Source organism: Pseudomonas sp. H1_G08, from assembly GCF_054681355.1.
Genome location: NZ_CP162822.1, coordinates 3396923 through 3419390 on the forward strand (window position 1 = coordinate 3396923; position 22468 = coordinate 3419390).

21 protein-coding genes and 1 pseudogene are annotated in these 22468 nt (G+C 59.2%); 10 read left to right on the forward strand and 12 right to left on the reverse strand.

Going from position 1 to position 22468, the window contains the following annotated elements:
* Window positions 1-96: 96 nt before the first annotated feature.
* The 3 genes from AB4N85_RS15430 to AB4N85_RS15440 all read right to left on the reverse strand — a co-directional run bounded on the left by AB4N85_RS15430 (window position 97) and on the right by AB4N85_RS15440 (window position 1439).
* A complete protein-coding gene (locus AB4N85_RS15430; protein WP_056787910.1) occupies window positions 97-318 on the reverse strand; it encodes an FmdB family zinc ribbon protein in 222 nt (73 codons plus the stop codon).
* Between the two features lie 130 nt (window positions 319-448).
* Window positions 449-787: a ribbon-helix-helix domain-containing protein gene (locus AB4N85_RS15435; protein WP_024014091.1), complete on the reverse strand. Its 339-nt coding sequence runs from the start codon at window positions 785-787 to the stop codon at window positions 449-451.
* Between the two features lie 181 nt (window positions 788-968).
* Window positions 969-1439, reverse strand: coding sequence for a Dps family protein (locus AB4N85_RS15440; protein WP_041479794.1), 471 nt, complete (start codon window positions 1437-1439; stop codon window positions 969-971).
* 311 nt (window positions 1440-1750) lie between these two features.
* On the opposite strand from AB4N85_RS15440, the gene AB4N85_RS15445 reads away from it, so the two are divergent.
* Window positions 1751-2353: a cold-shock protein gene (locus AB4N85_RS15445; RefSeq protein ID WP_016773496.1), complete on the forward strand. Its 603-nt coding sequence runs from the start codon at window positions 1751-1753 to the stop codon at window positions 2351-2353.
* Window positions 2354-2418: 65 nt separating this feature from the next.
* Here the strand turns inward: AB4N85_RS15445 and AB4N85_RS15450 are convergent, their stop codons facing one another.
* Window positions 2419-2625 carry a SlyX family protein gene (locus tag AB4N85_RS15450; protein ID WP_041479795.1) on the reverse strand — a complete coding sequence of 69 codons (207 nt, stop codon included), beginning with the start codon at window positions 2623-2625 and terminating at the stop codon, window positions 2419-2421.
* 3 nt (window positions 2626-2628) lie between these two features.
* Window positions 2629-3054 carry an HIT family protein gene (locus AB4N85_RS15455; RefSeq protein ID WP_056787907.1) on the reverse strand — a complete coding sequence of 142 codons (426 nt, stop codon included), beginning with the start codon at window positions 3052-3054 and terminating at the stop codon, window positions 2629-2631.
* A gap of 141 nt (window positions 3055-3195) precedes the next feature.
* Between AB4N85_RS15455 and AB4N85_RS15460 the strand changes: the two genes are divergently transcribed.
* Together AB4N85_RS15460 and AB4N85_RS15465 are read left to right on the forward strand one after the other, a co-directional pair.
* Window positions 3196-3588 carry a hypothetical protein gene (locus tag AB4N85_RS15460; protein ID WP_252868156.1) on the forward strand — a complete coding sequence of 131 codons (393 nt, stop codon included), beginning with the start codon at window positions 3196-3198 and terminating at the stop codon, window positions 3586-3588.
* Between the two features lie 358 nt (window positions 3589-3946).
* Entirely contained in the window at window positions 3947-5299 is a 1353-nt protein-coding gene (locus tag AB4N85_RS15465; RefSeq protein WP_056787902.1) for an OprD family porin, read from the forward strand.
* A gap of 225 nt (window positions 5300-5524) precedes the next feature.
* Here the strand turns inward: AB4N85_RS15465 and AB4N85_RS15470 are convergent, their stop codons facing one another.
* Complete coding sequence (locus AB4N85_RS15470) at window positions 5525-6367, reverse strand: mechanosensitive ion channel family protein (protein WP_016773492.1); 843 nt, start codon at window positions 6365-6367, stop codon at window positions 5525-5527.
* A gap of 152 nt (window positions 6368-6519) precedes the next feature.
* Window positions 6520-7005, reverse strand: a complete 486-nt coding sequence (locus AB4N85_RS15475; protein ID WP_056787899.1) for a YajQ family cyclic di-GMP-binding protein — start codon at window positions 7003-7005, stop codon at window positions 6520-6522.
* Window positions 7006-7145: 140 nt separating this feature from the next.
* Between AB4N85_RS15475 and AB4N85_RS15480 the strand changes: the two genes are divergently transcribed.
* Genes AB4N85_RS15480 through AB4N85_RS15490 form a run of 3 tightly spaced genes read left to right on the forward strand, consistent with a single transcriptional unit; the run spans window position 7146 to window position 10733 of the window.
* Window positions 7146-8063, forward strand: coding sequence for a putative 2-dehydropantoate 2-reductase (locus AB4N85_RS15480; protein ID WP_056787896.1), 918 nt, complete (start codon window positions 7146-7148; stop codon window positions 8061-8063).
* Between the two features lie 45 nt (window positions 8064-8108).
* Window positions 8109-10145 carry a sensor histidine kinase gene (locus AB4N85_RS15485; RefSeq protein ID WP_076563949.1) on the forward strand — a complete coding sequence of 679 codons (2037 nt, stop codon included), beginning with the start codon at window positions 8109-8111 and terminating at the stop codon, window positions 10143-10145.
* A 3-nt stretch (window positions 10146-10148) separates the two neighbouring features.
* Window positions 10149-10733, forward strand: a complete 585-nt coding sequence (locus tag AB4N85_RS15490; protein WP_150637464.1) for a cob(I)yrinic acid a,c-diamide adenosyltransferase — start codon at window positions 10149-10151, stop codon at window positions 10731-10733.
* 113 nt (window positions 10734-10846) lie between these two features.
* Here the strand turns inward: AB4N85_RS15490 and AB4N85_RS15495 are convergent, their stop codons facing one another.
* From AB4N85_RS15495 to secA, 4 genes are all read right to left on the reverse strand, one after another.
* Window positions 10847-11794 carry a Nudix family hydrolase gene (locus AB4N85_RS15495; protein WP_460058953.1) on the reverse strand — a complete coding sequence of 316 codons (948 nt, stop codon included), beginning with the start codon at window positions 11792-11794 and terminating at the stop codon, window positions 10847-10849.
* Window positions 11791-12423 carry a glutathione S-transferase family protein gene (locus AB4N85_RS15500; RefSeq protein ID WP_024014096.1) on the reverse strand — a complete coding sequence of 211 codons (633 nt, stop codon included), beginning with the start codon at window positions 12421-12423 and terminating at the stop codon, window positions 11791-11793. Before AB4N85_RS15500 ends, AB4N85_RS15495 begins: the two co-directional genes overlap by 4 nt.
* Before the next feature lie 180 nt (window positions 12424-12603).
* Window positions 12604-13821 carry a bifunctional glutamate N-acetyltransferase/amino-acid acetyltransferase ArgJ gene (gene argJ, locus AB4N85_RS15505; protein WP_041479803.1) on the reverse strand — a complete coding sequence of 406 codons (1218 nt, stop codon included), beginning with the start codon at window positions 13819-13821 and terminating at the stop codon, window positions 12604-12606.
* 122 nt (window positions 13822-13943) lie between these two features.
* Complete coding sequence (gene secA, locus AB4N85_RS15510) at window positions 13944-16685, reverse strand: preprotein translocase subunit SecA (protein ID WP_038861039.1); 2742 nt, start codon at window positions 16683-16685, stop codon at window positions 13944-13946.
* Between the two features lie 309 nt (window positions 16686-16994).
* On the opposite strand from secA, the gene AB4N85_RS15515 reads away from it, so the two are divergent.
* Together AB4N85_RS15515 and AB4N85_RS15520 are read left to right on the forward strand one after the other, a co-directional pair.
* Window positions 16995-17450: a DUF721 domain-containing protein gene (locus AB4N85_RS15515; protein WP_071173369.1), complete on the forward strand. Its 456-nt coding sequence runs from the start codon at window positions 16995-16997 to the stop codon at window positions 17448-17450.
* Between the two features lie 275 nt (window positions 17451-17725).
* The gene (locus AB4N85_RS15520) at window positions 17726-18697 is read left to right on the forward strand and encodes an IS110 family RNA-guided transposase (protein WP_252868163.1); all 972 of its coding nucleotides are present in this window, start codon (window positions 17726-17728) and stop codon (window positions 18695-18697) included.
* Between the two features lie 71 nt (window positions 18698-18768).
* Here the strand turns inward: AB4N85_RS15520 and AB4N85_RS15525 are convergent, their stop codons facing one another.
* Complete coding sequence (locus AB4N85_RS15525) at window positions 18769-20256, reverse strand: helicase HerA-like domain-containing protein (RefSeq protein ID WP_252868164.1); 1488 nt, start codon at window positions 20254-20256, stop codon at window positions 18769-18771.
* A gap of 186 nt (window positions 20257-20442) precedes the next feature.
* Here AB4N85_RS15525 and AB4N85_RS15530 point away from each other — a divergent pair.
* Together AB4N85_RS15530 and AB4N85_RS15535 are read left to right on the forward strand one after the other, a co-directional pair.
* A pseudogene (locus AB4N85_RS15530) lies at window positions 20443-21474 on the forward strand (HAMP domain-containing protein); the annotation flags it as partial.
* Window positions 21475-21567: 93 nt separating this feature from the next.
* Entirely contained in the window at window positions 21568-22332 is a 765-nt protein-coding gene (locus AB4N85_RS15535; protein ID WP_425375757.1) for a methyl-accepting chemotaxis protein, read from the forward strand.
* Window positions 22333-22468: the final 136 nt, after the last annotated feature.

Consider the following 22468-nt stretch of genomic DNA (forward strand, 5'->3'; position numbering starts at 1 on the left):
TGTGGTTCGCTTCTCGTAATTCGAAATTCGGTGGAGATCCGGCCGCGATCAAGCAGGGCGGAAACTCACGCGTGTCGTTCGTTCAGGGTTGGAACCCTAGTCAGCTTTGTCGCCACCGGCCAGATTTTTCTTGGCTCCGGTCTTGAAGTCGGTCTCGTACCAACCGTTGCCGCTGAGGCGAAAACCCGGCATGGACAGCTGCTTCTTCAGTTCGGGCGCCTGGCAGGCAGGGCAATCGACCAACGGTGCGTCGCTGATCTTCTGAATGGCTTCCAACTGATGACCACAGGAAGCACATAGGTAATCGTACATTGGCATGGAGGTGTCTCGGCGATCAGATTGCTGCCGCGCGCAGGGCTTTGCGGCGAAAGCGCGGGATTATATCGATTAAATGCGGGCTGTGCAGCCGTAACGCTGCACAGCCCGCAACCTCGTTGCAACCGCCGTTTCAGCGCGAAACTGCGGGTGCGAGATCTTTGATCCCGTTCATGACGCAAACCACCCGCACCAGCGCACTGAAATTCTTCACTCCGCCGTAACGCAGATGCACCTCACGATCAACGTGGGATAGCAGTGTGCTGATCGAGCAATGATTGTCCTCGGCCATGCCGCCGAGTATGTTCCAGTAGACCTGCTCGAGTCGCAGGCAGGTCGCAAAACCATTGAGGCGAATCGACCGCGACAGCGGCCGGATCAGGTTCATGTCGAACTCGCTGACAAACGGATCGACCTTTATTACATGCCGCGAAGCCGACATCCTGTCGCTTCGCCTGTCTCCTTCTACCATAGCGTTGACACTCCTTTGCCATGACTGCTGATTTATAAGGCAACATCCTGCGCCTTCATAAAAACCCAGTAACAAAGTTCGCGCCATACGACTTGTTGACCAGCCTCGTAGGATAAGCCAACGACAACGGTAAGAGTCTGGAGAGCATGCGGACGACCTCACGCCGTCCGCAGCGGCCGGGTCATTCCTCGAGCAGCGCGCGCAGCATCCACGCAGTTTTCTCGTGCACTTGCATGCGCTGGGTCAGCAGGTCAGCGGTCGGCTCATCGCTGACCTTGTCCAGCAGCGGGAAAATGCCGCGCGCGGTACGGGTCACCGCTTCCTGGCCTTCGACCAGTTGCTTGATCATGTCTTCGGCGCTCGGCACACCGACTTCTTCTTTAATAGAAGAAAGACGCGCGTAGGTCGCGTAGGCACCCGGCGCCGGGAAGCCCAACGCACGGATACGCTCGGCGATCAAATCGACGGCCAGCGCCAGCTCGTTGTATTGCTCTTCGAACATCAGGTGCAACGTGCGAAACATCGGGCCAGTGACGTTCCAGTGGAAGTTATGGGTTTTCAGATACAGCACGTAGGTGTCCGACAGCAGTCGCGACAGCCCTTCGACGATGGATTTGCGGTCTTCTTCACTGATACCGATATCAATTGCCATGCTTGCCCCCTAACAGTGATTGAATTCATCCAGCAGGTTCGGTCCCACTGTAGCAAGGCAAGAGCCGGCTCGCAGCTATGAATCCGTGGTCAGACTGCGACAAATCGACCGTTTTTCTGCCGCTGGCCGGGCTGATTTGAGTAGCCGCAGGCTTTGCTGTTAAATAGGCAGTGTGTCGCCATGCCCTATTTTCCGGGGTGTTGCGCATAGGCTGATGCCGTGTACGTGTCCACCGCCTCTTATTTTGTCCTGAAGCGAACCGTGCGCCTTCAGCTCTTCCTTGTGAGCCGTCATAACGTGAGCCAATCAAAATGTTGAAAATCGTCCACCTGCTAATGGGCGCAGCAGCCTTGCTGCTGTCGTTCATACCCAGCCTGAAAGCCGAAGCCGTTCCTTACCTGCAACAGCCCGATGCACTTTACCTGGCCTTTTTCGGCCTGCTGAACCTGGTCATCGCTCCAGTGATTCCGTACTGGAACAAAGGCCCGCGCCAGCATCTGCAAAATCTGGTCAGCGCCCTGCTGGTGCTGACTGTCGTCCTGCAAACCCTGACGCTGATCGCACCAATGCCGGTCATCGCTGGCCAACCGGCGGTGTTGTTCAGTCTGGTGATCGCCCTGGTTGCCGTGCTGCTGCATTTGGCCGTGAGCTTTTACAAATCGTCACCGGCCGCTGCGCCGACCACCTATGACATGAGCAATCGCGATACCGGCACCGTGAAGTGGTTCAACACTTCCAAGGGTTTCGGGTTTATCTCCCGGGACTCCGGCGATGATATTTTCGTGCACTTTCGCGCCATTCGTGGCGAAGGCCACCGTGTTCTGGTCGAAGGCCAGCGCGTCGAGTTCTCGGTGATGAACCGCGACAAAGGCCTGCAAGCCGAGGACGTGATCGCCGCTCTGCCGCGTCGCTGATCCAAAGCAAAAAAAAACCGCGAACAGCCTGTCTGTTCGCGGTTTTTTTATGCCTGCCGAATGGCTCAATAATGCGGCGGCGGTGCATCTTCCTCAAAAGCACCGAACTGCCCGACCATCTCTTCGTGACGCTTGATCAGCGCTTCCATCTGCAATTGCAAGCGCTCGATGACCTTCTGCTGCGCCACCAGCACATCGTTCAATGCCTGAATGGTGTCATCCTGAAAGGCCAGACGGCTTTCCAGATCGGTAACGCGTCCTTCAAGGCTCATGACTCAGCCCTCCAAAAAAGTGAATTCATCGGTCAGCACCAGACGCAAGCGCTCGCGAATGGCTGCTACCTGTTCCGCGCTGTACGGCTTGGCCGGGTGCCTGCCCCAGACCGGAGCCGGCCAGGCGACATCGTCACGCTTACGCACGATCACATGCATATGTAACTGGCTGACAACGTTACCCAGGGTTGCCACGTTCAGCTTGTCCGCGTCGAACGAATCCTTGAGTAACTCGGCAAGGGTGGTGGTTTCCTGCCACAGTTGCTGCTGATCGGCGACATCCAACTGAAACAACTCGCTTATATCCTCGCGACGAGGTACCAGGATGAACCAAGGGTAATTGCTGTCGTTGGACAGCAACAGCCGGCACAACGGAAAGTCGCCGATGACCAGGGCGTCCTGTTGAAGTCGTGAATCCAAAGCAAACACTGTGAGCACTCCCGCTGATCCTCTAACTCAGCTTAGCGGCGGCCCATTCGAAGCAGCGCGCCAAGCGACAGAACGGCAGCATACCTGCGAATGCAGCGAGCTTCACGCCGCTGCCGGCAGTAAATCGCCAGGCGCTCCGACATGAAACATTTATCCCGGCCGCGCACCAACACAGGCCCCGACATGAGCCTTGACGTGAAGAGCTGCACGAAAATCCTTGATCTGCCGTACCTCAGGTCAATCGCCGCCAGATTGGCCAAGGCTGGATTCATGATTTTTTTGCACCAAAACTGCACAACACGACTACGCTCACTGGGTCGGGCATCCGCTAAATACTCAGTACGGGGTGAACCGGTAACGTTTTTTGCTGTCCTGCGCACCTTGGGTGCGCTGCAACACCATTGGGAGAACCTCGTCAAGCCCGCAGAAAAAAAGGCTCCGGAGCCCCGTTTTCACACGGTTTTCACATCTGCGAGCGGCCCACAGAAAAATAACCGCAGCGTTTTCGCGGTTTGTGCACGCTTGTTGCATTAGTAACCGTATGGACTATAAGCGCACCGCTGGAAGTGGTCGCTTGAAGCCAATAAAAACAGTGGCAGGGTTGCCCGATGGAGATTCAAGTGTTTTGCCAGGGACTCTTTTTTAGCGATGCAAAAAAGGCCCGGAAACAGCGATAAAGTTGTCAGTCCGGCTGCATCGGTACTGTGAATTTGCGACATCCAGCGCTCCTTTTGCGACAACGCCGTAAAGAAGCTGAAAGGTTGATTTCGCAAGTATCGCCAACAATGTCGGCGTGATATAAGTTTGCGCCGACACAAAAAGAAAGAGCCGCCCAGATAATAAAACAGGTGGGACGGCAGTACTCTTCTAAAAACCAAAGGAGCAAATCACGATGCGCGTGATGAAGTGGAGCATGATCGCCCTGGCTGTTGCAGCAGGCACCTCGCAGTTCGCAATGGCGTCTTCTCAGGATGAAGCCAAAGGTTTCCTGGAAGATCAGAGCCTGAAACTGAAGACTCGTTTCGAATACATGAACCGCGACTACAAAAATGGCGCGGGCAACGTTTCCAACGGTGACGGCACTTTCAAAAGTGGCTATCGCCAGGATAGCGGTCTCAGCCAACTGCTGACTTACGAGTCGGGCTTCACTCAAGGCACCGTAGGCTTCGGTCTCGACGCCATGGCCATGGGTTCGGTAAAACTGGACGGCGGTTCGGGTCGTCGGGGTAACGGCTTGTTCGCCAACGACAGCGATGGCAACCCTGAGAAATCCCAGGGCAAGGTCGGCGGCGCAGTCAAATTCCGTGTATCCGACACCGTTCTGAAATACGGTCAGCAATTCGTTGCCAGCCCGGTTTTCGCCACTGACGACAGCCGTCTGCTGCCAGAAGTCGCCACCGGTACCCTGATCACTTCCAAAGAGATCAAAGGTCTGGAACTTAGCGCAGGTCGCTTCACAGCGCTGAGCAAGCAGACCGGCATGGGCCGCGACAGCATCGCCGGTCTGCCGGATGAAGATGGCAATGGCGGCAAAGGCCTGACCAGCATCAACATCTTCGGTGCCAGCTACGCCTTCACAGACAATTTCACCGGTGCATTGGCTGCTTCCGACGCTGAAGACTACTTCAAGAAGTACTACGTCAACCTCAACTACACCTTGCCGATCAACGACGAGCAGTCGCTGAACTTCGACTTCAACGGTTACCACACCAAAGGCGACAAACGCGGCGACTTGGTCAGTGCAATTGGCGACGAGACCGACGACAACGATACCCGTGGCGTAGACAACAACCTGTGGTCCTTGGCAGCAGCTTACAGCTTGGGCGCCCACAAGTTCACCGTTGCTTACCAGCAGTCGAGCGGCGACAACGCTTACTACTATGGCGTTGACGGCAACAGTACAATTTTCGTGGCCAACTCCATCCAGATTTCCGACTTCGTGGGCCGCGAAGAAAAATCGTGGCAGGCTCGCTATGACCTGAACATGAAGACTTACGGCGTACCTGGCCTGAGCTTCATGACCCGTTATGTGATGGGTGACAACATCAAGACCAACGGTCTGGGTGAAGGTAAAGAGAACGAGTGGAACGCCGAGTCCAAGTACGTGGTTCAGGAAGGTCCGGCCAAAGACCTGTCGTTCCGTCTGCGTTACGCCATGTACCGCTCCAACGGTGCCTACAGCGGTTACTCGTCTGATAACAACGACACCCGTCTGATCATCGAGTACCCACTGAACATCCTCTAATAAGGATGCGAAGCTGACGTACTGTAGAGCTCTGGTCTAACAAAACCGCCCGCCTGTATCAGGTGGGCGGTTTTTTTATGGATGAATAACTGATCAAACAGAAAAAACATTAGCCAGCTACTTATTAGCCAGCATAGTTTTATCGCGCCGATAAAAAACCCGAGAGTGTGCACACTGCTCGGGTTTTATATTAGTTGCTGACTGCCAAGCCAACTTCAAAGACGCTTACTGCGTGGCAGATTCCTGCACTACGCGTATAACCCGCTGTGGAAACGGAATATCAATCCCGGCAGCCTTCAAACGATCCCGCGCCTGTTCATTGAACATGAACATCACATCCCAATAATCCGCAGTTTTAACCCAGACACGCAGGGAAACCGTGATCGAACTGTCGCCCAATGTCGAAATCACTGCCTGTGGCTCGGGGTCCTGCATGACGCGGGGATCCTTGGCCAGATCCAGCAATACCTGACGGGCCTTCTGCAGATCCGCTTCGTAATCCACGCCCACATCGAACACGACTTTGCGGGTTGGCTGGCGGTTGGTGTTGGTGATGATGCCGTTCGACAGGTTGCCGTTGGGCAGGATGATGGTCTTGTTGTCGCCGGTACGCAGCACGGTGTGGAAAATCTGGATGCTGTCGACGGTACCCGCTACACCTTGGGCTTCGATCCAGTCACCGATACGGAACGGGCGGAACAGCAGAATCAGCACGCCGCCAGCGAAGTTCGCCAGGCTGCCCTGCAAGGCCAAGCCAATCGCCAGACCCGCAGCACCGATAGCCGCGACGAACGAGGTGGTTTCGACGCCGATCATCGACGCGACGCTGACAATCAGCAGCACCTTGAGAATGATGTTGGCCAGGCTGCTGATAAAGCCTTGCAGCGCGAGGTCGGCATTGCGCAGGGCCAGCAGACCGCCGAGTTTTTGCGTGACCTTGTTGATCAGCCACCAGCCGATCGCCAGGGTAATCACTGCCAGCAGTACGCGGCTGCCGTATTCCATGATCATCGGGATCCACGCCTGGGACGCCTTGACCAGGTGGTCCACTTCCGCATTCAAATCCATGTTCTATCTCCTGATTTCCGGCTTCCCGGGGTGTATTCAAAACAACTGTGGGAGCGAGCCTGCTCGCGAATGCGGCGTGTCAGTCAACTTTTCGCTGAATGAAACACCGCATTCGCGAGCAGGCTCGCTCCCACATAGCCTTCAGACCAAGCTTAGTCGCGGAAGTTGTTGAACTGCAGCGGCATGCCGAATTCCCTGGCACGCAGGGCCGCGATGGCTTCCTGCAAATCGTCGCGCTTCTTGCCGGTGACACGCACCTGCTCGCCCTGAATGGCGGCCTGAACCTTGAGCTTGGCTTCCTTGATGTGGCCGACGATTTTCTTTGCCAGCTCCTTGTCGATGCCTTCCTTGAGGATGGCGTCCTGCTTCATCAGCTTGCCGGACGCGTAAGCATCCTTGACCTCGAGGCACTGCACGTCGATCTTGCGCTTGGTCAGCGCCAGCTTGAGGATTTCGATCATCGCTTCGAGCTGGAAAGCAGCTTCGGCGGTGAGGCTGACGGTCAGGTCTTTTTCCTTGAACTCGAAGCTGCCCTTGCCTTTCAGGTCATAACGACGATCGAGTTCCTTCACGGCGTTCTCGACCGCGTTGGTGAGTTCGTGTTTGTCCAGTTCGGATACCACGTCGAACGACGGCATGTAATCTCTCCAATAAAAAGGCGCGCTCGATGTGGATGGAGCGCGCTTGGCTTGCGGTTAAAATCGGGCTCATTATAACGGGTCTTTTCCTACCGATACGGCGAGCCGCACATGCCTGCAAGCAATCGAGCAAAAAACTGATGTCGACCACCTGGCACGTACTTGGCGCCGGCAGCCTCGGCACACTCTGGGCGACACGTCTGGCTCGCGCCGGCTTGCCTGTGCAACTGATCCTGCGCGATGCGGCGCGCTTGCACAGCTACGAGGCAGTGGGCGGCTTGACCCTGGTAGAAAACGGACAAGCTCATACCTATGCAGTTCCCGGCGAAACCCCGGACAGCCCCGAGCCAATTCGCCGTTTACTGGTCGCGTGCAAGGCCTATGACGCCGAAGAGGCCGTCGCCCGCCTCGCTTCACGCCTCGCTCCGGACGCCGAACTGATCCTCCTGCAAAACGGCCTTGGCAGTCAGGACGCCGTGGCCGCGCGGGTACCGCAAGCGCGCTGCATCAGCGCGTCCAGCACCGAGGGCGCGTTCCGCGATGGCGATTGGCGCGTGGTGTTTGCCGGTCACGGTTTCAACTGGCTGGGCGATGCGGCAAATCCGCTGGCGCCGGTCTGGCTGGACGATCTGCAAGCGGCGAACATTCCCCATGAATGGAGCGCTGACATCCTCACCCGACTGTGGCGCAAACTGGCGCTGAACTGCGCGATCAACCCGCTGACCGTGCTCCACGATTGCCGCAACGGCGGGCTGAGCGAGCATCACTGCGAAGTTGCCACACTCTGTGCCGAATTGACCGAACTGCTCGAACGCTGCGGCCAACCCGCTGCGGCGGACAATCTGCAAGCGGAAGTCGAACGAGTGATCCACGCCACCGCCGCCAATTACTCTTCGATGTATCAGGACGTCGCCAACCAGCGCCGCACCGAGATCAGCTATCTGTTGGGCCACGCCTGCAAAGTTGCCGAGCGCCATCAGTTGAACCTGCCGCATCTGCAGCAGTTGCAGCAACGCCTGATCGCTCATCTGCACAAGCGTGGATTGCCCAGCGACTGAGCAGCCGCTAGGCTGACGACTTGTTCCCCTGCTGCGATAAACCTGATGCCATTGCGCCAGCGCCTTGAAAACCTGCCGGTCGGCCAGAAACTGCTGGCCGCCCTGCTGGTGTTGTTGACCACGGTTCTGCTCGTCGCCAACCTGACCTTTATCAGCGCCGCCTACTACATTTCTCAGGAAAGCATGGCGCCACAAGCCCTGCAGACCATCGGCCGGCTGATCGCCAATCCGAGTCTGGTCAGCGATGCGCTGGAGTCGCCGCGCAGCGCCGAGCGCCTGCTCAAGGAACTCGACAGTTATTCACCGCTGCGCGCCGCCGCCCTGTATGACGGCAAGGGTGAACGCCTGGCGCAAGTGCAGCGCGGCGAAAAACTCAGCCTCCCCGAGCGCTACCGCCATGTCGAAGCCTGGCAACTCACCGAGTTTCGCAGCAATCAACTGATCACCCTGCCCCGCCCCGGCGCCGCACCTGGGCATCTGTTGCTGGTCGCCAGCAGCGAACTGCCGATGGCGTTCTACACCGGCACCCTGACCGCCAGCCTCGGCATCCTGATCTTCAGCGTCTTGCTGTGGCTGGTCATCGCCCGGCAGATCAAGCGCCTGATTACCCGGCCGATTCATCAGCTGGAGGAATTGTCCCGGCAGGTCACCCGCGAAGAGAACTACGCCCTGCGCGCCGCGCGCGGCAACCACGACGAAATCGGCAGTCTGGCCGAGGCGTTCAACACCATGCTTTCGCGCATCGAAGCCCGCGAGCAGCAATTGAAACGCGCCCGCGACGACTCGCAGGCCGCCTACGATCAGGCGCAAGGGCTGGCCGAGGAAACCCGCCACACCAACCGCAAACTGGAACTGGAAGTCCAGGTGCGCAGCAAGATCGAAAAGAAACTCACCGGCTTCCAGAATTACCTCAACAGCATCATCGACTCGATGCCCTCGGCGCTGATCGCCCTCGACGAGCAGCTCTACGTCACTCAATGGAACCAGGAGGCCAGCGCGCTCTCCGGTACACGCCTGGATGAGGCTTTGAACCAGCCGATCTTCCTCGCCTTCGAACCGCTCAAGCCGTTTTTGCCGCAGCTCAAGGCCACCGTCGAACAGCACACCGTGGCCAAAGTCGACCGGGTAACCTGGTTCAAGGACGATGAACCCAAGCATTATGCGCTGACGTTTTATCCGCTGATGGGCGGTGCCGGGCGTGGCGTGGTGATCCGTATCGACGACATCACTCAGCGTCTGTCGCTGGAAGAAATGATGGTGCAGTCGGAGAAGATGCTCTCGGTCGGTGGCCTCGCGGCCGGCATGGCCCACGAAATCAACAACCCGCTCGGCGCGATCCTGCACAACGTGCAGAACATTCGCCGGCGTCTGTCGGCGGATCTGCCGAAGAACATCGAGACTGCCGAACAACTGGGCATCGAACTGGACACTGTGAACCGCTACCTGCAAGGCCGCGAAGTCCCGCAACTGCTCGACGGCATTCAACAGGCCGGCGCCCGCGCGGCGAAAATCGTCACGCACATGCTCAGCTTCAGCCGCCGCAGCACCCGGCAAATGGCGCCCTGCGATCTGCCGGCGCTGATCGATCAAGCCGTTGAGATCGCCGGCAACGACTTCGATCTGGCCATCGGTTTCGACTTCAAGGGCCAGGCGATCATCCGCCAGTTCGACCCGGCACTGGGTCCAGTGCCGGGCACCGCCAACGAACTGGAACAGGTGCTGCTCAATCTGCTGAAAAATGCCGCGCAGGCGATTCATCAGCGCGAAGACGACAGCGAGCCGGGCCGGATCATTTTGCGTACCAGACTCAATCCGCCGTGGGCCGAGATTCAGGTCGAGGACAACGGCATCGGCATGAGCGAGAACGTGCGCAAGCGCACTTTCGAGCCGTTCTTTACCACCAAGGAAATCGGCCAGGGCACGGGGCTTGGTCTGTCGGTGTCGTACTTCATCATCACCAACAATCACAAAGGCCAGATGGAAGTGCAGTCGGCGCCCGGCCAGGGCACTTGCTTCACTCTGCGTCTGCCGCTGGTGCAGCCTGCGCCGTTGACCACCGAAACCAATTCACTACCGAGGTAACCCATGGGCTTTCGCTTGTCGAAGATCTACACCCGCACCGGCGACAAAGGCGAAACCGGCCTCGGTGACGGCCGTCGCGTCCCCAAGGATCACCCGCGCATCGAGGCGATCGGCGAGGTCGATACGCTGAACAGTCAAGTCGGCGTGTTGCTCGCCGGTTTGCTCGCCGAGCGCGAAGTGCATCCGGCGCTGAATGAAATCATCGAAGTGTTGGCGCCTTGTCAGCATCGCCTGTTCGACCTCGGTGGCGAACTGGCGATGCCTGAATATCAGGCGTTGAACGAGGCCGAAATCGAGCGGCTGGAAGCGGCCATCGATGTGTGGAATGAAGAGCTGGGGCCGCTGGAAAACTTCATCTTGCCGGGTGGTTCGATGTTGATTGCGCAGGCACATGTCTGCCGCAGTCTGGCGCGCAGTGCCGAGCGGCGCTGTCAGCATTTGAATGCGCTGGAGCCGTTGGCCGGGGTTGGCCTGGCGTATATCAATCGGTTGTCGGATTTGCTGTTTGTTGTGGCGCGGTTGATTGCGCGGCGGCAAGGGGTGGCGGAGATTTTGTGGCAGCCGGCTGCGAAACCTGGAGGAAAGTAGCGCCTGTCAGGGCGCCTTCGCGAGCAGGCTCGCTCCCACATTTGACTGCATTCTGACTGGAGAAATGCAATCCACTGTGGGAGCGAGCCTGCTCGCGAAGAGGTCGGTAGCCCTTACACTGGATCAGGCCAGAACGCCCGAATCCCCGCGACACCCTGAGCCCCAGTACCCCAAGCCTTCTCGCGCTCCGCCGGCCCTACTCCACCGAGCAGAAACACCGGTTTACTGAAACCGTCAATCAACGCCTGTGCCTGCTCCCACCCCAACGGCTGCGCATCCGGGTGCGTCAACGTCGGCTGCACCGGCGACAGAGTGACGAAATCAACGCCCATCTGCTCGGCCAGCGCCAGCTCTTCAGCGTCATGACAGGACGCCGCGAGCCAGCGCTCAGCCGGCAACGGACGTCCTGCCGCTGCGTATTTACGCAGTTGGGCAGCGGTGATGTGCCATCCGGCAGACGGGAAATCACCGAGCCATTCGAACGGCCCTTTGATCATCAACTGCGCCTTGCCGGCGCACAGGCCCACCGCATCCACCGCCAGATCCCGGTATTTCGGGTCGTAGCCGTTGGGTGCGCGCAGCTGGATCAGTTTGATGCCTCCGGCAATCGCCTTCTGGATGCCGCGCAACAAGGCCGGGCCTTCCAGATCTTCGGGAGTGATCAAGTATTCGGCAGGCAAGCGCGCCGCCGCGACGATCGGCTGATTGGCCGCCGGAAACTCATAGTCAATCAATTCCCTGGCAGTGACCCAGGCCAGTGGCTGGCCTTCAGCGCCGTGGGGTTCGCCACTGAACGCCGAGACTTCCCAGACATCCAGCAAGACCTGTTTGTCCGGGTAATCGTGGCGAACCTTGATCAGCGGCCGCGCAGCATCAACGATGATGCCCAGCTCTTCGTGCAGCTCGCGAGCCAGTGCCGATTCGACAGACTCGTCAGCCTCGACCTTGCCACCGGGAAACTCCCACAAGCCGCCTTGATGCTGGGTGTCGGCACGGCGGGCGATAAGGATTTTGCCGGCGCCGTCACGAATGACGGCAGCGGCGACGTGGACGCGTTTCACGGGTTCAATTCCTCCAGTCCAGCCTTTTGCCACGCTTTGAAGGCGGGCCATTGGTAGATGGTTTCAACATAGGCTTCGTCGACCGCCGGCAGCTTCACCTGATAGGTGCGCAAGCGCACGGCGATCGGCGCGAAAAAGGCATCGGCAAGGCTGACACGACCGAACAGGTACGGCCCCTCTTCCGTCGCTGCCGCGCGGCATTCGGCCCACAGCGCGAGCATGCGTTCGATATCGACCTTCACTTCTGGCGGCACAGGATTCAGCGGTGCGTCTTGGCTCAGGTTGAACGGCATGTGGTTACGCATGGCGAAGAAGCCGCTGTGCATTTGTGCGCAGGCCGAGCGGGCCTGGGCGCGGGCGAAGGTATCGCTCGGCCAGAGTTGCTCGGACGGAAACTGTTCGGCGAGGTACTCAGCAATGGCCAGCGAATCGGCGATGGTGCCACGGGTGGTTTGCAGCAGCGGCACCTTGCCGGTCGGCGAGTGCTTGAGCAGGCGCTCGCGGGTGTCGGGTTTGCCGAGCTTGATCAGCTCTTCGCTGTAGGGTGCGCCGGTCAGGTCCAGCGCCAGTGCCGCACGCAGGGACCAGGAGGAAAGCAGTTTGTCGCCGATGATCAGGTGCAGGGACATGGTGTGGCGCCTTTTCGTCAGGGAAACAATCCAGAATGTCTGGCGTCTGGTCGTCCGTCATCGCGGGCAAGCCCGCTCCCACAGGTTTTGGTGGTGTACACGGCATTTGTGAACGACCGCAATCACTGTGGGAGCGGGCTTGCCCGCGAAGAGGCCGGCAGCCCACTCCCACACCTTGAATCAAGTACGGTATTCAGCGTTGATCTTCACGTACTCATGCGACAGGTCGGTGGTCCAGATGGTTTCGCTGCAATCGCCACGGCCCAGTTCGATGCGGATGGTGATTTCTTCCTGCTGCATCACTGCCGAGCCCTGGGCTTCAGTGTAGGTCGCTGCGCGAGCGCCACGGCTGGCGATGCACACGTCGCCGAGGAACACGTCGATCTTGCTCACGTCCAGATCCGGCACGCCGGCACGACCCACGGCAGCGAGGATACGGCCCCAGTTCGGGTCAGAGGCGAACAGCGCGGTCTTGATCAGCGGCGAGTGGGCCACGGTGTAACCGACGTCCAGGCATTCCTGATGATTGCCGCCGCCATTCACTTCAACGGTAACGAATTTGGTCGCGCCTTCGCCGTCACGCACGATGGCCTGGGCGACATCCATGCACACTTCGAACACGGCTTGTTTCAGCTTGGCGAACAGCTCGCCTTCAGCGCGGGTGATTTCCGGCAGCGCGGCCTTGCCAGTGGCGATCAGCATGCAGCAATCGTTGGTCGAGGTGTCGCCGTCGATGGTGATGCGGTTGAACGACTTATTGGCGCCATCGAGCATCAGATTGTGCAGCACCTCGCGGGAGACTTTGGCGTCGGTGGCGATGTAACCCAGCATGGTCGCCATGTTCGGGCGAATCATGCCGGCGCCTTTGCTGATGCCGGTGACAGTGATGGTCACGCCGTCATGCTCGAACTGGCGGCTGGCGCCCTTGGGCAGCGTGTCGGTGGTCATGATGCCGGTGGCGGCGGCTTCCCAGTTGTTCTCCGACAGATCATCCAGCGCGGCTTGCAGTGCGCCTTCGATCTTCTCGACCGGCAGCGGCTCGCCGATCACGCCAGTGGAATACGGCAGAATCTGGCTGGCATCGACGCCGGTCAGCTCGGCCAACTTAGCGGTGGTGCGCTCGGCAGCCGCCAAGCCAGGCTCGCCGGTACCGGCGTTGGCATTGCCGGTATTGGTCAGCAAGTAACGCACGGCATTGTGCACGCGCTTTTTCGCCAGGATCACTGGTGCGGCGCAGAACGCGTTCAGGGTGAACACGCCAGCCACGGTGGAACCTTCAGCACAGCGCATCACCACTACATCCTTGCGCCCCGGGCGCTTGATGCCGGCCGAGGCGATACCGAGTTCAAAACCGGCAACCGGGTGCAACGTTGGCAAAGGACCAAGACCAACAGCCATGAATGCGCTCCTTACTCAATGATGTCAGCACCGCCACGGGAAAGGACGGTGGGATAAATGGCAAAACGCCGCGACGGCAGGAGCCGGTCGCGGCGCGGGGTGTTCAGCGATTGAAACGGGTTTTACTGGATCTGCCCGTGGCAATGCTTGTATTTCTTGCCCGAACCGCAGTAGCACAGTTCGTTGCGGCCCAGCTTCTGCTCGTTGCGCACCGGGGCAGCGGCGGTGGCCAGTGCCACATCGACCTCCTCACCCAGCGCTTCCGGCTGATCCAGCCCAGGCGCTTCGGCGTGTTCGAACTGCATGCGCGCCGCCAGTGCTTCGGCTTCCTGACGCAGGCGTTGCTCTTCGGCTTCCGGATCTTCGCGACGCACCTGAACATGCGAGAGCACGCGGATCGAGTCGCGCTTGATCGAATCCAGCAGCTCGGAGAACAGCGTGAAGGATTCGCGCTTGTATTCCTGCTTCGGGTTCTTCTGCGCATAGCCACGCAGGTGAATGCCGTGACGCAGGTGATCCATGGTCGACAGGTGGTCTTTCCACAGGTCGTCCAGTACGCGCAGGACGATCTGCTTCTCGAACGAGCGCAGCGCCTCGGCACCGGCCTGGTCTTCTTTCTCGTTGTACGCCGCCATCAGCTCGGTCATGAGCTTCTCGCGCAGGGTTTCTTCGTACAGGTGATCGTCTTCGTCGAGCCATTGCTGGATCGGCAGTTTCACGCCGAAATCGCTTTCGATCGACGCTTCCAGACCGGCCACATCCCACTGCTCTGGCAGTGATTGCGGCGGAATGTGCGCGCTGACGGTAGCGTTGAGCACGTCCTGACGGAAGTCGGCGATGGTCTCACCGATGTTGTCAGCGGCCAGCAACGTGTTACGCATGTGATAGATCACTTTACGCTGTTCGTTGTTGACGTCGTCGAACTCGAGCAGTTGCTTGCGGATGTCGAAGTTGCGGCCTTCAACCTTGCGCTGCGCCTTCTCGATCGCGTTGGTCACCATACGGTGCTCGATCGCTTCGCCCGGCTGCATGCCCAGGGCTTTCATGAAGTTCTTCACCCGGTCGGAGGCGAAGATGCGCATCAGGCTGTCTTCCAGCGACAGGTAGAAGCGGCTCGAACCGGCATCGCCCTGACGACCGGCACGGCCACGCAGCTGGTTGTCGATACGGCGCGATTCGTGACGTTCGGAAGCAATTACCTGCAAGCCGCCGGATTCCAATACTTGCTGGTGACGCTTCTGCCAGTCGGCCTTGATCTGCGCGATCTGCTCAGGGGTAGGGTTTTCCAGCGAAGCGACTTCCACTTCCCAGTTGCCGCCCAACAGGATATCGGTACCACGACCGGCCATGTTGGTGGCGATGGTCAGCGCACCCGGACGACCGGCCTGAGCGATGATCTCAGCTTCTTTTTCGTGGAACTTGGCGTTGAGAACCTTGTGTTCGATGCCTTCTTTGACGAGCAATTCGGACATGTGCTCGGACGTCTCGATGGTCGCGGTACCCACCAGCACCGGACGACCGGCGGCCATGCTTTCCTTGATGTCCGCGACGATCGCCGCGTATTTCTCTTCGGCGGTGAGGAACACCAGGTCGTTGTAGTCTTTACGCGCCAACGGTTTGTTCGGCGGAATGACCATGACTTCCAGACCATAGATCTGGTGGAATTCGAACGCTTCGGTGTCGGCGGTACCGGTCATACCGGACAGCTTGGTGTACAGACGGAAGTAGTTCTGGAAAGTGGTCGAGGCCAGGGTCTGGCTCTCAGCCTGGATGTTCAGACCTTCCTTGGCTTCGATAGCCTGGTGCAGGCCTTCGGACAGACGACGACCCGGCATGGTACGACCGGTGTGTTCGTCGACCAGTACGACCTGACCGTCCTGCACGATGTATTCGATGTTGCGATTGAACAGCTTGTGCGCACGCAGACCGGCGTAGACGTGGGTCAGCAGGCCAAGGTTGTGCGCCGAGTACAGGCTTTCGCCTTCGGCCAGCAGGCCGACGCGGGTGAGCATTTCTTCGATGAACTGGTGACCGGCTTCGTTGAGTTCGACCTGGCGGGTCTTTTCGTCAACGGTGTAGTGGCCGGCCTTGGTGACCTGGCCTTCAACTTCCTCGACGTGCAGTTCCAGCTGCGGGATCAGTTTGTTGATCTCCATGTACAGCTTGGAGCTGTCCTCGGCCTGACCGGAAATGATCAGCGGGGTACGCGCTTCGTCGATGAGGATGGAGTCGACTTCGTCGATCACGGCAAAGTTGAGTTCGCGCTGGAATTTTTCATCCATGCTGAACGCCATGTTGTCGCGCAGGTAGTCGAAACCGAATTCGTTGTTGGTGCCGTAGGTGATGTCGGCAGCGTAGGCGGCACGCTTTTCTTCCGGCGGCTGGAACGGCGTCACGACGCCGACAGTCAGGCCGAGGAATTCATACAGCGGGCGCATCCAGTTGGCGTCGCGGCGGGCCAGGTAATCGTTCACGGTCACAACGTGCACGCCCTTGCCGGACAGTGCGTTGAGGTAAACACCCAGGGTGGCCACGAGGGTCTTGCCCTCACCGGTGCGCATTTCGGCGATCTTGCCTTCGTGCAAGGTCATGCCGCCGACGAGTTGCACGTCGAAGTGGCGCATGCCCATCACACGCTTGCCGGCCTCGCGGGCGACGGCGAAGGCTTCCGGCAACAGCTTGTCGAGGGTTTCCCCTTTGGCGATACGGGCCTTGAACTCGGCGGTCTTGGCGCGCAATTGATCGTCCGAAAGGGCCACCATTTGCTCTTCGAAGGCATTGACGAGCTGCACCGTCTTGAGCATGCGTTTGACTTCACGCTCGTTCTTGCTTCCAAAAAGTTTCTTTAACAAAGGCGCAAACATATCGGCAGGATCTTCCACACTAAAGGGATGGAGGGCGGCCCCGTGAGTCGCCCGTGCAGCCCTCATGGCCGCATGCGAACGAGCATTCTACCCGGAAACGGTGGTGAGGAAAGTGGCGATGTTCCACGATGCTGGCACTGCGCTTTGACGGGGCTCACTTAAAATAGGGGCGTTTTGCTCAACTTCAACCCGTCGGGGGAAAGAAGTCAGGCGTTGATTTAATGAGTAAATCAGGGACAAAAGCAATGGCCCAGAGGTTCCGCAGCTTTCTGCTACCATGGCGCCTCTGTGACTTTCAGGTGTTCGATCATGGCGTTTCGCCCTCTCACGGCCAGAGCACCCGCCGTTCTGTTACGTGAAGCCAAACCGCTCAAAGCCATCCTCGGCCATGCCCAGCGCCTGGAGCATTTGCAGCGTCTGCTCGAAAGCCAGCTGCAACCGGCCGCCCGCGAGCATTGCCGCGTGGCCAAATGGCGCGAAGGCGAGCTGTCACTGGTGGTCACTGACGGCCATTGGGCGACGCGCCTGCGCTATCAGCAGAAACGCCTGCAACGGCAACTGCAACTGTTCGAAGAGTTCGCCAACCTGACGCGGATCAAATTCAGCGTACGCCCGCCGATCGTGCAGCATCGGGCGGTTGGGCACACCATGGATCTGTCGAGCAGTGCGGCAGAGACGATTCAGTCGACGGCCGACGGGATCAGCGATCCGGGATTGCGCGCGGCGCTGGAGCGGCTGGCGGCGCATGCCAAGGGGAAAGCCTGAAGCAAAATCAAAAGATCGCAGCCTTCGGCAGCTCCTTGTATCTCGACTAACGCTCCGTCAGGAGCGATAGTTCTCGACTGATCATCGAGGGAGGGACTTGGAAGCCGCGCAGCTCCTTAGGCTTTTTGCCTGTGACGTAGATCGTGCTCCAGCCCTCCACACTCACTCGTACAGTTCGCACGGTATCTTGGGCCCGCCTGCGGCGAGAGCCCGCATTCGCAAGGTTGGACAGAGTGACGTGATGATCGCAACAGGGAACAAGTGGAGAATCAATCATGTCCGGTTTCGTTGGCGTCGACATCGCAAAGAACACCTTTGATATCGCTACACACCAGCCCAACGGCAAGCACAAAACCAAGGCCAAGCTGGCCAACGATCCAAAGGGCTTTAAAGAGTTTGAGGCGTGGCTAGAAAAAAATGCCGAGCGTTCGGCCCTGATCGTGATGGAAGCCACCAGCGTCTACCATTTGGAGCTCGCGGAATTCGTTTACAACAAAGGCTTCCGGGTCTGCGTCGTGAACCCGGCTACGACCAAAGCGTACGCTGACAGCGAACTGCGCCGCATCAAGACTGATAAAAGCGATGCCAAACTGATCGCCGACTTTGCCCGGGAAAAGGATCAAAAACTTCACCCATGGGCGCCTGAGCCGCTGAAATACCGCCAGTTAAAAGCAATGGTGCGCCGCCTGGATGACCTTCACGAAATGGAACAAATGGAGCTCAATCGTCTGGACGTTTCCGACGAAAAGGTCAAAGACTCGATCAACTCCGTTCTGCGCCATATCGAAAAAGAGATCGTAGAAACGCATAAGGCGATCAAAAAACACATCGATGACGACCCGGATATGCGTCAGATGCGGGATCTCATCGTAACCATCGACGGCATCGGACAAAAAACGCTTGAACGATTGCTCGCCGAACTGGGTGACCTGCGCAAATACAGTGATCCTCGCCAACTGGTCGCTGCCGCAGGGCTCAATCCAAAGCTGCAGGAATCAGGAAAGCTCAAAGGTCACACCCTGATCTCAAGAGTAGGGTCAGCACGGCTGCGTGCAGGCCTTTACATGCCTGGCATGGTGGCGCTGAAACACAATAAGGCGATCAAGGCGATGAAAGAACGCCTGGAAGCCAATGGCAAGGCCCCCAAGCAGATCATCTGCGCAGCAATGCGCAAGCTGCTGCACTTCATTTACGGAGTGCTCAAGTCAGGACTGCCATATGACCCGAAACTTGCGCTTGCCCGGTGAGGCTCAAGACGGTATCTACAGAATGAATGCATTTCAACTGTAGGAGCTGCCGAAGGCTGCGATCTTTGCTTTTAGCGGCGCTTGCTGCCGCCGAGCAGCGACCCCATCAACCCGCGCACCAACTGCTTGCCGAGATTATTGGCCGCCTGGCGCATCGCCGATTTCAGCGCCTGCCCTGCCGCCGTGCCGAGGAATTCGCCAGCGCGGTCAGCCAGGCTTGGCTCTGCGGCCGCTGGTTTGCCCGCTGGTGTTTCAGCCTCGGGCGCCAGCCCTTTGCGTCCCATCAGGATTTCATAGGCCGACTCGCGATCGATCGGCTTGTCATAACGGCCCTTGAACGGCGAGCCGGCGATCAGCACGGTGCGCTCGGTTTCAGTCAGCGGGCCGATCCGCGATTGCGGCGGCGCCACCAACACACGCTGGACCATTTCCGGCGTGCCCTTCTCGGTCAGCGTGCCGACCAGCGCCTCACCAATACCTAACTCAGTCAGCACCGACAGACTGTCGAACGCCGGATTCGGCCGAAAGCCATCCGCAACCGCACGCAGGGATTTCTGCTCTTTGGCGGTGAACGCACGCAGACCGTGTTGAATGCGCAAGCCCAACTGCGCCAGCACGTCATCCGGCAAGTCCGCTGGCGACTGGGTGACGAAATACACGCCAACGCCTTTGGAACGAATCAAGCGCACCACTTGCTCAAGCCGTTCCTGCAGAGCTTTGGGCGTGTCGCCGAACAGTAAGTGCGCCTCGTCGAAAAACAGCGCCAGCAGCGGTTTGTCGGCGTCGCCGCGCTCGGGCAGTTGCTCGAACAACTCGGCCAGCAGCCACAGCAGGAACGTTGCGTAAACCTTCGGCGCCTCGTGCACCAGCCGACTGGCATCGAGCAGATGGATACGTCCACGGCCATCGGCGCCCGGTTGCAGAATGTCTTCGAGTTGCAGCGCCGGCTCGCCGAACAGGGCTTCGGCGCCCTGCTGTTCCAGCGTCGCCAACCGGCGCAACAGTGCCTGGCTGGAACCGGTGGTCATCAGCGCGGCGTCTTCGCCGAGCAACTGTGGATTGTCCTTGAGGTGATTGAGCAGCGCTTTCAGATCCTTGAGATCCAGCAGCAACAGCCCTTCGCGATCCGCCACCTTGAAGGCCGCGTACAGCGCCGACTGCTGACTGTCGGTCAGCTCGAGCAGGCTGCCGATCAGTAGCGGACCCATTTCGCTCAGGGTGGTGCGCAGCGGATGACCGGATTCACCGTGGATGTCCCACAGCGTGACGGGATAAGCCTGCGGCGTGTGACCAAGCCAGGGCATGCCGGCGATGCGCTCGGCCACTTTGCCCTGCGGGTTGCCGGCAGCACCGAGGCCGCACAGGTCGCCCTTGATGTCGGCAGCGAACACTGCCACACCGGCGTCGCTGAACGCTTCGGCCAGGCGCTGCAACGTCACGGTTTTACCGGTGCCGGTGGCGCCGGCGATCAGGCCGTGGCGGTTGGCCAGGCGCATGGCCTGAGCGATGGGTTGCGCGGCCGGATCAGCGCCGATAACGAGTTGCGAGGAGTCAGGCATTTTCTCACCCAATGGTTAATCTTTGATGACACATGGCCGATACATAAATTGGACAGACCCGCCAGAAAACCGGGTCGGACATTTCCCTAAGGAGAGCCGGAAATATCAATTTTTCAACCTTGCCCATAGTGCGCGTCTCTATCAAAGCACGCCCAGGACATTAAGACCTTAGCGGAACCCCAAGCCATGAACAAAAACCTGCGCTTCAGCCATAAGATTTTGCTTGCCGCCGCTCTCATCGTCATTGCCGCTTTTGCCTCGTTCACGTTGTACAACGACTGGCTGCAGCGCAATGCGATCCGCGATGATCTGAACAACTACCTCAATGAAATGGGCGAGGTCACCGCCGGCAACATCCAGACCTGGCTCAGCGGGCGCATTCTGCTGATCGAGAACGCCGCGCAGAACATCGCCATCAACCCGGAACCTGCCACGGTCGCCAGCCTGCTGGAACAGAAAAGCCTGACCACGACGTTCATGGCCACCTACCTGGGCGATGCCACCGGGCATTTCACCATCCGCCCGGACGTGAAGATGCCGGACGGTTTCGATCCGCGCGTACGCCCTTGGTATAAAGGTGCCGAAAGCAGCAGCACCTCGACCCTGACCGAACCCTACATCGATGCGGCCACCGGCCAGTTGATCATCTCCATCGCCACCGCGTCGAAAAAGGCCGGGCAGAGCGTCGGCGTGGTCGGCGGCGACCTCAGCCTGCAATCGCTGATCGACACCCTCGCCGCGCGGGATTTCGACGGCATGGGCTATGCGTTTCTGATCAGCGCTGACGGCAAGATCCTCGTCCACCCGGACAAGGCCCTGGTAATGAAGTCGCTCAAAGAAGCCTACCCACAAGACACGCCGCGCATCAGCAGCGATTTCAGCGAAGTAACGGTTGATGGCAAAACCCGCATCGTCACCTTCGCTCCGATCAAGGGCCTGCCGTCGGTGAACTGGTACATCGGTCTGTCGATCGATAAAGACCAGGCCTACGCGATGCTCAGCGAATTCCGCACCTCAGCGGTAATCGCAACCATCATTGCCGTGGTAATCATCATTGCCCTGCTCGGCATGCTCATCCGCTTGCTGATCCAGCCGCTGCACGTGATGACCCGCGCCATGGAAGACATCGCCGACGGCGAAGGCGACCTTACCAAACGCCTGAACATCGTCAATAACGATGAATTCGGCATCCTCGGCACCGCGTTCAACCGCTTCGTCGAGCGCATTCACGGCTCGATCCGCGAAGTGTCCTCGGCCACCGGCCAGGTCAACGAGGTCGCCCTGCGCGTGGTCGCTGCGTCGAACTCGTCGATGTACAACTCCGACCAGCAAGCCTCGCGCACCAGCAGCGTTGCTGCCGCGATCAATCAGCTCGGCGCCGCCGCCCAGGAAATCGCCCGCAACGCCGCGCAAGCGTCGAATCAGGCCAGCGACGCCAGGGGTCTGGCCGAGGATGGCCAGCAAGTGGTCGAGCGCAGCATCAAAGCGATGAACCAGCTGTCGAGCATGCTCAGTGCGTCGAGCACCAACATCGAGTCGCTGAACAGCAAGACCGTCAACATCGGCCAGATTCTCGAAGTGATCACCAGCATTTCCCAGCAGACCAACCTGTTGGCGCTGAACGCGGCGATCGAAGCGGCGCGCGCCGGTGAGGCCGGTCGTGGTTTTGCCGTGGTGGCCGACGAAGTGCGCAACCTCGCGCACCGCACTCAGGAATCGGCCCAACAGGTGCAGACCATGATCGAGGAGCTGCAAGTCGGCGCCCGGGAATCGGTGAGCACCATGAGCGACAGCCAGCGCCACAGCCAGGACAGCGTCGAGATCGCCAACCTCGCCGGCGAACGCCTGAACAGCGTGACCTTGCGCATTGGCGAGATTGACGGGATGAACCAGTCGGTGGCGACGGCGACCGAGGAACAAACCGCTGTGGTCGAGTCGATCAATGTCGATATCACCGAGATCAACACGCTGAACCAGGAAGGCGTGGAGAACCTGCAAGCGACGTTGCGCGCTTGTTCGGATCTGGAGCAGCAGGCTTCGCGTCTCAAGCAATTGGTGGGCAGCTTCAGGATTTAAGCTGCGGCGACTGGCCACTTCGCGAGCAGGCTCGCTCCTACAGGGAAAATGCATTCCATTGTGGGAGCGAGCCTGCTCGCGAATATCTACCTTCCAACAAAACCCGAGTGACACCCCACCGCGCAATCCCGACCGA

What these genes read in the sequence shown, in the direction of transcription:
- AB4N85_RS15430 (WP_056787910.1), bottom strand. Translation starts at nt 318, where the DNA reads ATGCCAATGTACGATTACCTATGTGCTTCCTGTGGTCATCAGTTGGAA.
- AB4N85_RS15435 (WP_024014091.1), bottom strand. Translation starts at nt 787, where the DNA reads ATGGTAGAAGGAGACAGGCGAAGCGACAGGATGTCGGCTTCGCGGCAT.
- AB4N85_RS15440 (WP_041479794.1), bottom strand. Translation starts at nt 1,439, where the DNA reads ATGGCAATTGATATCGGTATCAGTGAAGAAGACCGCAAATCCATCGTC.
- AB4N85_RS15445 (WP_016773496.1), top strand. Translation starts at nt 1,751, where the DNA reads ATGTTGAAAATCGTCCACCTGCTAATGGGCGCAGCAGCCTTGCTGCTG.
- AB4N85_RS15450 (WP_041479795.1), bottom strand. Translation starts at nt 2,625, where the DNA reads ATGAGCCTTGAAGGACGCGTTACCGATCTGGAAAGCCGTCTGGCCTTT.
- AB4N85_RS15460 (WP_252868156.1), top strand. Translation starts at nt 3,196, where the DNA reads ATGAAACATTTATCCCGGCCGCGCACCAACACAGGCCCCGACATGAGC.
- AB4N85_RS15465 (WP_056787902.1), top strand. Translation starts at nt 3,947, where the DNA reads ATGCGCGTGATGAAGTGGAGCATGATCGCCCTGGCTGTTGCAGCAGGC.
- AB4N85_RS15470 (WP_016773492.1), bottom strand. Translation starts at nt 6,367, where the DNA reads ATGGATTTGAATGCGGAAGTGGACCACCTGGTCAAGGCGTCCCAGGCG.
- AB4N85_RS15475 (WP_056787899.1), bottom strand. Translation starts at nt 7,005, where the DNA reads ATGCCGTCGTTCGACGTGGTATCCGAACTGGACAAACACGAACTCACC.
- AB4N85_RS15480 (WP_056787896.1), top strand. Translation starts at nt 7,146, where the DNA reads ATGTCGACCACCTGGCACGTACTTGGCGCCGGCAGCCTCGGCACACTC.
- AB4N85_RS15485 (WP_076563949.1), top strand. Translation starts at nt 8,109, where the DNA reads ATGCCATTGCGCCAGCGCCTTGAAAACCTGCCGGTCGGCCAGAAACTG.
- AB4N85_RS15490 (WP_150637464.1), top strand. Translation starts at nt 10,149, where the DNA reads ATGGGCTTTCGCTTGTCGAAGATCTACACCCGCACCGGCGACAAAGGC.
- AB4N85_RS15500 (WP_024014096.1), bottom strand. Translation starts at nt 12,423, where the DNA reads ATGTCCCTGCACCTGATCATCGGCGACAAACTGCTTTCCTCCTGGTCC.
- argJ (WP_041479803.1), bottom strand. Translation starts at nt 13,821, where the DNA reads ATGGCTGTTGGTCTTGGTCCTTTGCCAACGTTGCACCCGGTTGCCGGT.
- secA (WP_038861039.1), bottom strand. Translation starts at nt 16,685, where the DNA reads ATGTTTGCGCCTTTGTTAAAGAAACTTTTTGGAAGCAAGAACGAGCGT.
- AB4N85_RS15515 (WP_071173369.1), top strand. Translation starts at nt 16,995, where the DNA reads ATGGCGTTTCGCCCTCTCACGGCCAGAGCACCCGCCGTTCTGTTACGT.
- AB4N85_RS15520 (WP_252868163.1), top strand. Translation starts at nt 17,726, where the DNA reads ATGTCCGGTTTCGTTGGCGTCGACATCGCAAAGAACACCTTTGATATC.
- AB4N85_RS15525 (WP_252868164.1), bottom strand. Translation starts at nt 20,256, where the DNA reads ATGCCTGACTCCTCGCAACTCGTTATCGGCGCTGATCCGGCCGCGCAA.
- AB4N85_RS15535 (WP_425375757.1), top strand. Translation starts at nt 21,568, where the DNA reads ATGTACAACTCCGACCAGCAAGCCTCGCGCACCAGCAGCGTTGCTGCC.